Genomic DNA, 10,696 nt, shown 5'->3' on the forward strand with positions numbered 1-10,696 from the left:
ACCCGACAATTAGCCTATAAATGCCGTTGGTACGGCAGAAATTACATCGAAATAGATAGATGGTTTCCTAGCTCTAAAAGATGTAGTAATTGCGGGTATATTGCTGAAAAAATGCCGTTAAATATTCGAGAGTGGGATTGTCCAGACTGTGGGACTCACCATGACCGAGATATTAACGCGAGTAAAAATATTTTGGCCTCAGGGCTTGCGGTGTCAGTCTGTAGAGCGACCATAAGACCAGAACAGAGTAAATCTGTTCAGGCAGGTGCGGAACCCCGCAAGGGAAAGAAGCAGAAACCCAAATCGTGAGGTTTGGGAATCGCCGTCCGTTTTACGGCGGTGAGGATGTCAAAACTTTTTCTTATGACCACAAGTAGGGGAGAGCCAGATTAACTGGCATAAAATCTCTAAATAAACCATTTAATTGATTATTACTCATTCTTAATTCTCCTGAATACTGCCTACTGTCTCGGAGTCTCCTGACTACTGCCTACTGAATCCTCACCAACCACGACAATTTGGGATTTTCACAGCAAGTCCACTTTCTCACTTTCCCCACCCGTGACCTTTTTCCGTTAGATTATAAATGGATACAAAACTTAACATTTTATCCAGAATCTACCGAGAGGGCAGACCGTGCGGCCAGATACCCTAGAAAATAACCAGCATTCAGCCGATAATTCGCTAGTTCCCGAAGTTATCGCATTTAAACCCGAAATTGAGCCAGAGGAAACCGAATACTCGCCAAAACCGACAAAAACCAACTCTTGGCTATCGGGAGGAAGGGGTTTATTTATCGGCGTGGGATTGGGGGTTTTATTGACCCTAGGGGCGACTCGTTTCGCTAATCGACCCCAAACAGCCCAAAACCCCAATACTCAGCCCGTAGCGGCAAAAAATGAGGCACCAGCACAAACAGTAACCACCACTAGGGTGGAATCCACTGCCGTGGCCCGCACCCTGAAAGCGACTGGAAGCGTGGCAGCCTACGAATTAATCCCGATTCTTTCCCAAGCGACGGGACTACAAATCAAAGAAATCTTTGTCGATGAGGGTGATATCGTTAGCCAAGGTCAAATTCTCGCTCGTCTCGATGATACCGTCCTACAAGCGCAATTAACCCAAGCACAGGCAAATGTCGCCCAATCCCGGGCGCGTTTGGCAGAATTGCAAGCGGGTAGCCGTAAAGAGGAGATCGCTAGAGCTAACCAAACTATTCAACGCATAAAGGCTGAAATTAGTCAAGCTCAATCGGATTGGGATTTGGCTAAAAAACGCGTCCAGAGAAACCAAAGTTTAGAAGCGGAAGGAGCGATCGCCCGGGATCGTCTCGATGAGGTCCTCAATGAAGAAAGAAACAAAGCGGCGATCGTACAACAGACCCAATCCCGTTTAGGAGAAGCAGAGCAGCAACTAGCGCAATTGCAAGCGGGCAACCGTCCCGAAGTGATCGCCCAAGCTACAGCCCAATTAACGGAAGCTCAAAGCCGTTTAGCTATTGTTAAAGCTCAATTAAACGAGACGCGCCTGATTTCTCCGGTTAGTGGCAAAATTGCCGAAAGAAATGCTCGCATCGGGGACACCACCAACGGTCAAAATGCTCTCTTTAAAATCATCGAAAATGGGCGTTTAGAGCTAAGATTACGGGTTCCTGAGAATCAATTGCCCTTAATCCGCGTCGGAGCGCCCGTTACTATCACTTCCGATGCTAATAGCAGTTTAAAATTATCGGGACAGGTGCGCGAAATTAATCCCATCGTCGATGAGGCATCCCGTCAAGCAACGGTTAAAGTCGATTTAACTGACAATACAGGGTTAAAACCGGGGATGTTTTTACGAGGTGCGATCGTGACGAATACTAGCAATAGTTTAACCGTCCCCATGACCGCAGTTTTACCTCAAAAAGATAATCAAGCTCTAGTTTATTTAGTGGAACCTGATAACACTGTCACCGCCAAAACTGTGCAATTAGGTCAAATTATGCCGAATAATCGCGTGGAAATTCTTACGGGTTTACGAGCGGGCGATCGCATTGTGGTCAAAGGGGCAGCCTATCTCGGTGATGGCGACAAAATTACAGCAATCAGTAATCAGTAATCAGTGATCAGTAATCAGTAATCAGTAATCAGTAATCAGTAATCAGTGATCGGTAGCGGGGCAAACAGATGGAGAGTAAAGTTTATGATAAAGCTTATAAATTTGCCATTAGGATTGTTAAAGGCTATAAATATTTGTGTGAGACTAAACAAGAATATGTTTTGTCAAAACAGCTATTAAGGAGTGGCACTTCAATCGGGGCTAACATTGCCGAAGCTAATGGAGCTATTTCTCAAGCTGATTTTCGAGCTAAAATGTCAATAGCTTATAAGGAATGTCTAGAAACAAAGTATTGGCTGTCTCTATTGAAAGACACGAATTACATAGAGGAAAGAGCCTTTCAAAGTATCAATGATGATGCGGAGGAAATTGGTAAAATGCTTTGGGCTATTCTAAAAACCTGCCAAGAAAATACCAAAAACCAAAAACTGATAACTGATAACTTACCCACTGATAACTGATAACTGATAACTGATAACTGAAATTATGGCTTTTAATATTTCTAATTGGTCTATCAAAAATCCCATTCCGACGATCCTGATCTCCCTGGTTATGGCCGTAATGGGATACATTGCCTTTCTAGGATTAGGGATCGATCGCTCTCCTAACATCGACATTCCGGCCGTGATTATCACCGTTAATCAACCCGGCGCCGGTCCAGAGGAATTGGAAACCCAAGTCACCAAAAAAGTCGAGGATGCGGTGGCTGCTTTGGGTAATATCGATCAAATTACTTCTACTATTAACGAGGGCAGCAGCACCACCACCGTTAACTTTATCCTTGGCACTAACAGCGATCGCGCTACCAATGATGTACGCAATGCCATAGCGCAAATTCGGCAGGATTTACCCCAAGATACTAATGATCCAATTGTCCAACGTTTAGAATTTGCCGGGGGTGCGGTGATGAACTATACCATCTCCTCCCCGAAAAGATCGATCGCCGAATTAAGTGATCTAGTTGATCGTCAAATTGGCCGCGCTTTAACGGGAGTGCCGGGGGTAGCACGAGTCGATCGCGTTGGGGGAGTCGATCGAGAAGTGCGTGTAGATTTAGATCCCAGTCGTCTGATCGCCTACGCTATCACGGCCACGGCGGTTAATGACCAAATTCGCAGTTTTAATATTAATTTACCCGGGGGGCGATCGGAAATCGGTGGTAGTGAACAAACCGTCCGCACCCTCGGCAGCGCTGAAACGATCGAAGATTTAAGGAATTATCAAATCTCTTTACCTAACGGTGATACCGTCCCCCTAAGCAATTTAGGGACAGTTAGCGATAGTTCCAGTGATCCTCGACAAATGGCCCTCTTAGATGGGCAGCCAGTGGTGGGTTTTTCGATTTTACGGGGGACTGGCAGCACCTTGGTGACGGTAGAAACAGCAGTGCGCCAAGAAATCGAGAATTTAAAGAAAAAACTGCCCGAAGATATTAAATTTCAATTAATTTTTACCCGTGCTGACTCAATTCGTGCTAGTTACGAAAGCCTTCTGAGCGATCTGATCATCGGTTGCATCATGACGGTGATCACGGTGGGTCTATTTTTAGGCAATTGGCGTGCCACGATTATCACGGGTTTAGCCCTGCCTTTGTCGATTTTCCCGACTTTTTGGGTGATGCAGTCCCTAAATTATACCCTTAACGGTATGACCCTACTGGCCTTAGCTTTAGCTTTGGGTAATCTGGTGGATGATGCGGTGTGTATGGTGGAGGACATCGATCAACATTTAGCTATGGGTAAAAAACCCCTGCAAGCGGCCTTTGATGCCTCAAAAGAGATTGGATTAGCCGTTTTAGCCAGTGCGGCGGCAATTATAGCAGTATTCCTGCCGGTTGCTTTTATGGGCGGTGTGCCGGGCCAATTCTTTCAACCTTTCGGCGTTACGGTGGCGGTTTCTACCCTATTCTCCAGTTTGATCGCTGTCACCGTCACCCCGATGTTAAGTGCCTATATTCTACAGCCGAAAAAGCTGAAAACTGGTGATAATAATCCTTCCTCGCGCCCCCGTTTTCGTCCCTACAAAAGTTTGTTAACTTGGGCTTTACGTCATCGAATCCTGACTTTATTGGCGGCTTTGGCCTTTTTTATCGGTAGTTTACAGTTAGTTCCCTTGATTCCAAAAGGGTTATTTAGTTCCGGGGATACTGGATTAAGTACCATCAGTCTAGAATTGCCTCCCGGTGCGACTTTGAATGATACCGTTGCCGTGGCTAATCAGGTGAATAGTTTACTGCAAAAAAATCCCGCCGTCGCTAATGTTTTGGCTATTCCGGGAGATTCGGGACGGGTAAATACGGGCTTAATATATGTTAATTTAGTTCCGAAGGAACAGCGATCGCTAACTCAACGGCAATTTGAGGAACAAACCCGTCGGGATTTCCAGAAGATACCGGGGGCTAGAGTGACTTTTCGGGCGCAGGGGGGAGCAGGAAGCACTAAGGATGTGGCTATTATTTTAAAAAGTGAAAATGGCGATATTTTAACCCAAACTGCCCAAAAATTAGAGCGAGAAATGCGAGCTTTACCCGGTTTTGTCGAGGTCAGTTCCGGGGTAAGTTTAGTTAAACCGGAGATCATTATTCAACCGGATACCGTGCGGGCTGCCGATCAGGGAGTCTCAGTCAGAGCGATCGCCCGTACTGCATCTTTAGCTTTAATTGGCGATAATGAGTTTAATTTAGCTAAATTTAACCTTGCTGACCGACAAATTCCCATCCGGGTGAAAATTGCCAATGATGGACGCAGTGAGATAGAAACTCTGCAAAATTTGCGCGTTCCTAGCAGTAATGGGACGTTAGTACCGCTTAACTCGGTGGCGACAATTAGCTTAGGTAGTGGACCTGCGGAAATTCAACGCTTTAACCGTCAACGTCAGGTTAATATTGGAGCTAATTTAGAGGGAGTTTCGTTGGGAAGTGCGGTGACACAAATTCGCGCTTTACCAATCATGAAAAACCTACCCCCAGAGGTGACAGAAGAACCCTTTGGTGATGCTCGTATTATGCGCGATATCTTCGCTCGTTTTTTGGGGGCGTTAAGTTTAGCAATTATTTCTATCTATGGGATTCTGGTCTTATTGTATAACAATTTCCTCTATCCCTTAGCGATTTTAACTTCCCTTCCCTTATCGATTGGTGGTACTTTAATCGCTCTTTTAATTACCCAAAAAGAGTTAGGTTTATACGCTTTAATTGGCATAGTTTTACTGATGGGATTAGTCACTAAAAATGCGATTCTGTTAGTAGATTTTGCCTTGAGTGGTCTTCAGGAAGGGAAACCGCAATTTAAGGCGGTGATTGATTCGGGAGTCTCTCGTTTACGACCAATTATTATGACCTCCGTTTCCACAATTGCCGGGATGTTACCGATTGCTTTAGCTTTAGGTGCAGATGGGGAAATTCGCGCACCGATGGCGATTGCCGTTATTGGTGGTTTTACCACTTCCACCCTATTAACTTTGGTGGTTGTGCCGGTAATCTTTACTTATATCGATAGTTTTTACTATTGGTTCCGGGGATTATTTGTTAAACAAAAACCCAAGTCGATTTAGTACAGAAAACGGGTTTCTCCGAGAAACCCGTTTTCTACTCATGCAGAAGGCAAAAATGGGAATAAATAATCAGTCTTTAATAACCAGATTTAGTATAAAATATCTTGCTGAAAGCTTGAGAAAAAACCCAGAGAAACTAACCCATGAATCCCTTGAAAGTCACACATCAAACTCTATCCCTTCCCCCCATGGGCTGCGGTACTTGGGCCTGGGGAAATCGTCTTCTCTGGGGTTATGATGAGAGTATGGATAGCCAGTTACAAGCGGTTTTTAATCTCTGCGTCGAGCGGGGTGTCACCCTATTTGATACGGGAGACTCCTACGGCACAGGCAAACTCAACGGACAGAGTGAGAAGCTATTAGGACGCTTTACAGGGGAATATACCGGTTATAACGCTGATCATATCCGTATTGCTACCAAACTCGCCCCTTATCCTTGGCGTTTAACCCGTCATGCCATGGTGAAAGCTTGTCAAGCTTCGGCAACCAGACTAGGCCGCCCGGTGGATTTAGTGCAAATGCACTGGTCAACGGGCAATTATGCGCCATGGCAGGAGGGAGGATTATTAGACGGATTGGGGGATTGTCTGGAAAAGGGGTTAGTTAAAGGGGTGGGTTTATCCAATTTTGGACCGAAAAGATTGAAGTCTGCCTATCAAAAGTTTGCCAGTCGCGGCATTCCTATTACCAGTTTACAGGTACAGTATTCTCTCCTTTCTACCTATCCTCTCGCTGACTTGGGATTAAAGGAACTATGTGAGCAATTGGGTATTAAAATTATTGCCTATAGTCCCTTAGCTTTGGGGTTATTAACCGGGAAATATCGAGATAATAAAAACTTACCCCCAGGATTACGTCGCTTCCTTTTTGGTCAATTAATTCCCGCTATTTCGCCTCTGATGAGTTGCCTAGAAGTTATCGCCCAAGCTAAAAATAAAACTATTAGCCAAGTTGCCTTAAATTGGTGTATCTGTAAGGGAACAATTCCTATACCCGGAGCTAAAAATGTTCGGCAAGCTGAGGATAATTTAGGCGCTTTAGGATGGAGTTTAGACAGTGGGGAAATAACAGAATTAGATAAAATTGCCGCAGGTTTAGATAAAAAAATGGTGCAAAATATCTTTCAAACTAAGTAGGGTTTGCTGAATAAATCTAAAAACTTTGCTGGATAAGGCTTTTAGACTTTTTTGACCTCAAAAAGTGCCGACCATTGGAGTGATTGGGGGGAAAATCCCTGGACTTTTTCCCTGAAAATTAGGTAATTGACCAGGTGAAAATGGGTAAAACCCCACACCCCACACCCCACACCCCACACCCCACACCCCACACCAGGAAAAACTTTTTCAGCAAACCCTACTTATCTTGAGAGACCAATTTTAAGCTAGGACGGGGTTGGATTGTTCCCCCGTAAGCGACGGCAGTATGGGGAGATAGGACAAGATGAGGAGATATACCCAAAGAAATTCGATAGATTTCCCCAGCTTTATCCATTAATTGCTGTTTAACTGGCTCTTTCGGCAAATTTTGCCGCCAAGCTAGGGGAATCCCCTCGATACCGTTGTACAATCCCGCCCAAATCCCCGCTAAAGTGGTGGTTAATTGCCGTTGATAGGGACTAGAATTAGCGCGACGCACGCTCACGGCGAAATCCTCGGTCGTTTGCAGAAAAGTATAGAGAGAAGCTGCGATGGCAATTCCTAAAGGTGAGATATCTTTCGCCCAAGCCGATAAAATGGACTCTAGGGGATGATTCTGTCCTAAAGCTGACTGAATCTGCTCTAATAGCTTATTCTTGGGGTTAATAGTTAGTAGTTGCCCCATTAACTGATTTAAAGGCCTTTTTCCCTCTAATAACAGACCTACTGCCTCTCCCCAAATTATCGCTTCTTGTCGGGTTAACTCGGAAATTAAGCCCTTTTTCAGCCAAAAATTTAATCTAGCTTGCCAACGTTCCCCATGGTCAGGCCAGGTTAAAATCTCCGGCAACAGCACAAATAATAACGCCGATTCCGACTGCTGCCTAGCTTCGATCGCAATGGGCAAATCTTCCTGAGATTGCAGAGCTTGTAAAAGCAGGGTCGTGCTTGGTGTAGCCTCATAGTTAAAGGCTGGTATTAGGGGTTGATTATGCAAGGATTCCCCAATATATGCCCCGATTAACCCTCCCTGAAGGCGATCGAGGGGTGAAAAAACCTTTTGCATAAATTAGCTCAATTTGCCCGGTAGGTGACTTCCTCGACTTTGCCCGGTTGCCCCAGTTGTTTAGCATTGGCATTATTAACAGCAACGTAAACCCCGCCGGCATTACCCGCTCTCACGGTTAATTCTCGGTTTGCTTGCCAAGTGCGATGGCTTCCCTGGGGCAGCACACCTTCAAATTCTGTCTTCCCATCCACCACCACCCGCAGCCAGCAGTCATCTTCCAGTTTTACCTCCACCACCAGCTGCTGATTATTGCTGGTTTTGTTGGCTACCGGTTGAAGGGGGTTGCTTTTCGGTTGCACAATTTGCTGTTGTGGCAAGGAAGGCGGCGGCAAGCGATTCGATTGCAGTACCGATTTTTGCAGGACGTGGGATAGGGTTTGTACGGAACCAATAACTAAGATTAAATAGAGAAAATAGAGATGAATCGGGCGAATTTGAAGACTCGGCAGCGATAAAGACGGTTTTATTCCCCTAAAAAAGTTATTTACCTTGGTGGGAAAACGCCGGCTAACCGTCTCACCATCTAGGGACAGACTATCGGCAAATTGTTTGATTAACCAACGAATATAAATCGGTTCGGGCAATGCCTCCAAATCCCCCGCTTCCAGCGCTTCTAGACGATGGCGCGGGATCAAGGTTTTCTGGGCAATTTCCTCGAGAGAAAGGGACTGTTCTAGGCGATTTTTTTGCAAATAAACGCCGATTTCCAGTAATTTGGTGCGCTGTTTATGCTGGGGATCAAGTTGTGATTGGAGAAGGCGAAACATATCGCTATTAGGGGCTGACTTTCAGCTTAGTTAATCGGGTTTTTTAAATATTTCAGTTCATCAAGGGTTAAAAAACGGTAATGACCCAAGGGTAAGGGGGAATTATTACCAGAGTTTAGCTGAATAGGACCGATGGCACTGCGATGAAGTTTCAGGACGTGATAACCTAATTCTTCAGCTACACAGCGAATCTGCCGATTTCTTCCCTCCACTAAAATAACTTCTAATAGGGTTTTTTGGTCGGTTTGCTTGAGAATCTCAACCTGTGCGGGTAAGGTTTTTTTTCCCCCTAAGAGGATACCTTCTCGCCAACGCTGGAGAGCAAGTCTATCAACCGCACCATCTAGCCAAACCCGATAGGTTTTGGGCAAATGATAACGGGGATGGGTGAGGGTGAGGGTGAGTTGACCGTCGTTGGTGAGGAGTAAAGCCCCAGTGGTGTTAATGTCCAACCGTCCTACGGGATGTAACCCTGTCTCGCCAGCGAGGGAGTCGGGCAAAAGGTCAATCACCGTCGGCCGGTTTTGCGGATCCTTACAGGTAGAAACCACACCAATGGGTTTGTTGATTAGTATATACAATCTTTGGGGACGATTGCCCGGTTCAATTTTTTTTCCGTCTATCTCTAGGTGATCTTTTTCGGGGTCGGCTTTTTCTCCTAACTGCACGATTTTGCCATTCCGTCTCACCCGGCCGGCCACAATCATCTCCTCCGCCCTTCTTCGGGAGGCAATTCCCCACTGGGCAAGGATTTTCTGGACTCTCTCCGCCATTTTTTTTGTTTTTAACCCTTTCTATCTCCTATTATAGGCATCCTAAAAGGGTTTTTTCGCCCAAAAAGTGAAGAAAAACCGAATATCTCCGGCTGCCTCTTGGATTTTTTTCTTGGAAAACTTCTCAAAAAAAAAGGAGTGATCCCTTGACTTGGGCGCTGGCTTCGGTTACAATTTTCTTATAATCGGAATCTGTTTATATTTTTTTTGGTTGCCAACACTCGATTGTATATAAAGTCTTATAAAAATATCATCTCAAAAAGCCGTGAAAAAAGCAAGCAAAATTTTGCCGACAATTGTTAAAAAAGTCGGGTTAATTTTCCTTACGGGGGGATATGACTTTAAACGGGTTATTTCTCGGTTATCCAAGCGGTAAACTTTGATTGATGATGAATTGGGGACGTAAGTGACGGAGTTTGCGTCTCTTTGTTATAATTCAAAGGCTAGGCTATAGTAACTCTTCATAAACACCGATAATTTTGGTCAAAGATGTAAAAAAATGAATATTGAACTCGTGGAATCTCTAGTTAATGCAATTAAATCCTTGGCTCTTCTGGTTTCTGTGTGTAAACGAGGTCTATACTGATAGTTTCTTCTTTCAAAATAGTCCTAAAAGTCTTGCCCAGTAAGCATTTAACCTTAGATAAGCAAAAATTATCACACAAAGTCGAGAAGAGCCAATCCTTGTCCCTAGAAGAACAGGAATTGTTAGGAAAAAAACTCAAAGATCACCCCTCTTGGTAAATTGCATTAGAACGAATTGACGCGACTCGAAAAGCTATTTATGAACGTCGTCAGGGAAAACCATTTGAAACCGATGTTACTGAAATTATTCATCAAATGAGAGAAGAAAGAGATCAGCAATTGATGGAAGAAATTGTGAATGAATAGAGAAAATAATGACTAATACATTTATCTGTGTTGATTCTAGTTTTATAGTTCGTTTAACAACGGTTGAACCTTCTGTAACAGTGTATCGTCCATCATGCCCTGCCCGGAGATCGAGAACCTCAGGACATTCATGTATGGGTTCTGGTCGTTGCCGTATTGAAGCGTATAGCTCGCGTTGGGCGCGATCGATGCGCTGACATAGTTGCCGTCCTTTGACGGTTCGGAGCCATTCCGCCCGATGATGGTCACGTTGAGGGTGAATGGTGTGGAGTTGTGGATCGTCTTGCTACCGCTCATCGGAAATTTTGGGTCTGAAACCCCGCCGTTCTAGGTTGGCTTTACGTTAGAATTAAAAGGCCAGTCTCGAAAACCAAGTGGACGGCGCAGCACCTTGAAAACTCGGCTTAGGGG

9 protein-coding genes are annotated in these 10,696 nt (G+C 44.8%); 5 read left to right on the top strand and 4 right to left on the bottom strand.

Annotated features, from left to right (window positions below; genetic code table 11):
- From EWV66_RS20560 to EWV66_RS20580, 5 genes are all read left to right on the top strand, one after another.
- On the top strand, window positions 1-309 hold a 309-nt coding region (locus tag EWV66_RS20560), incomplete at its 5' end, for a zinc ribbon domain-containing protein (protein ID WP_287116027.1).
- Window positions 310-636: 327 nt separating this feature from the next.
- A complete protein-coding gene (locus tag EWV66_RS20565) occupies window positions 637-2,097 on the top strand; it encodes an efflux RND transporter periplasmic adaptor subunit (protein WP_287107642.1) in 1,461 nt (486 codons plus the stop codon).
- Between the two features lie 68 nt (window positions 2,098-2,165).
- Window positions 2,166-2,558 (top strand): four helix bundle protein, encoded by a 393-nt coding sequence (locus EWV66_RS20570; protein WP_052277868.1) that lies wholly within the window; start codon window positions 2,166-2,168, stop codon window positions 2,556-2,558.
- 25 nt (window positions 2,559-2,583) lie between these two features.
- Window positions 2,584-5,649, top strand: coding sequence for an efflux RND transporter permease subunit (locus EWV66_RS20575; protein WP_287107641.1), 3,066 nt, complete (start codon window positions 2,584-2,586; stop codon window positions 5,647-5,649).
- A gap of 143 nt (window positions 5,650-5,792) precedes the next feature.
- Window positions 5,793-6,785: an aldo/keto reductase gene (locus EWV66_RS20580; protein WP_072927028.1), complete on the top strand. Its 993-nt coding sequence runs from the start codon at window positions 5,793-5,795 to the stop codon at window positions 6,783-6,785.
- Between the two features lie 217 nt (window positions 6,786-7,002).
- On the opposite strand, the gene EWV66_RS20585 is transcribed toward EWV66_RS20580, so the two are convergent.
- From EWV66_RS20585 to EWV66_RS20600, 4 genes are all read right to left on the bottom strand, one after another.
- A complete protein-coding gene (locus EWV66_RS20585; protein ID WP_052277866.1) occupies window positions 7,003-7,851 on the bottom strand; it encodes an ADP-ribosylglycohydrolase family protein in 849 nt (282 codons plus the stop codon).
- Between the two features lie 8 nt (window positions 7,852-7,859).
- Window positions 7,860-8,621 (bottom strand): helix-turn-helix domain-containing protein, encoded by a 762-nt coding sequence (locus EWV66_RS20590; RefSeq protein ID WP_072927029.1) that lies wholly within the window; start codon window positions 8,619-8,621, stop codon window positions 7,860-7,862.
- 26 nt (window positions 8,622-8,647) lie between these two features.
- Window positions 8,648-9,394 (bottom strand): pseudouridine synthase, encoded by a 747-nt coding sequence (locus tag EWV66_RS20595; RefSeq protein WP_072927031.1) that lies wholly within the window; start codon window positions 9,392-9,394, stop codon window positions 8,648-8,650.
- Window positions 9,395-10,327: 933 nt separating this feature from the next.
- Entirely contained in the window at window positions 10,328-10,582 is a 255-nt protein-coding gene (locus EWV66_RS20600; protein ID WP_158499378.1) for a hypothetical protein, read from the bottom strand.
- Window positions 10,583-10,696 lie beyond the last annotated feature (114 nt).

The sequence above is a fragment of the Microcystis sp. M_OC_Ca_00000000_C217Col genome, assembly GCF_007095585.1.
GTDB classification, from domain to species: Bacteria; Cyanobacteriota; Cyanobacteriia; order Cyanobacteriales; family Microcystaceae; genus Microcystis; species Microcystis panniformis.

Coding starts and splice junctions, on each gene's coding strand:
- EWV66_RS20590 (WP_072927029.1), bottom strand. CDS start 8,621: ATGTTTCGCCTTCTCCAATCACAACTTGATCCCCAGCATAAACAGCGC.
- EWV66_RS20570 (WP_052277868.1), top strand. CDS start 2,166: ATGGAGAGTAAAGTTTATGATAAAGCTTATAAATTTGCCATTAGGATT.
- EWV66_RS20580 (WP_072927028.1), top strand. CDS start 5,793: ATGAATCCCTTGAAAGTCACACATCAAACTCTATCCCTTCCCCCCATG.
- EWV66_RS20585 (WP_052277866.1), bottom strand. CDS start 7,851: ATGCAAAAGGTTTTTTCACCCCTCGATCGCCTTCAGGGAGGGTTAATC.
- EWV66_RS20575 (WP_287107641.1), top strand. CDS start 2,584: ATGGCTTTTAATATTTCTAATTGGTCTATCAAAAATCCCATTCCGACG.
- EWV66_RS20595 (WP_072927031.1), bottom strand. CDS start 9,394: ATGGCGGAGAGAGTCCAGAAAATCCTTGCCCAGTGGGGAATTGCCTCC.
- EWV66_RS20600 (WP_158499378.1), bottom strand. CDS start 10,582: ATGAGCGGTAGCAAGACGATCCACAACTCCACACCATTCACCCTCAAC.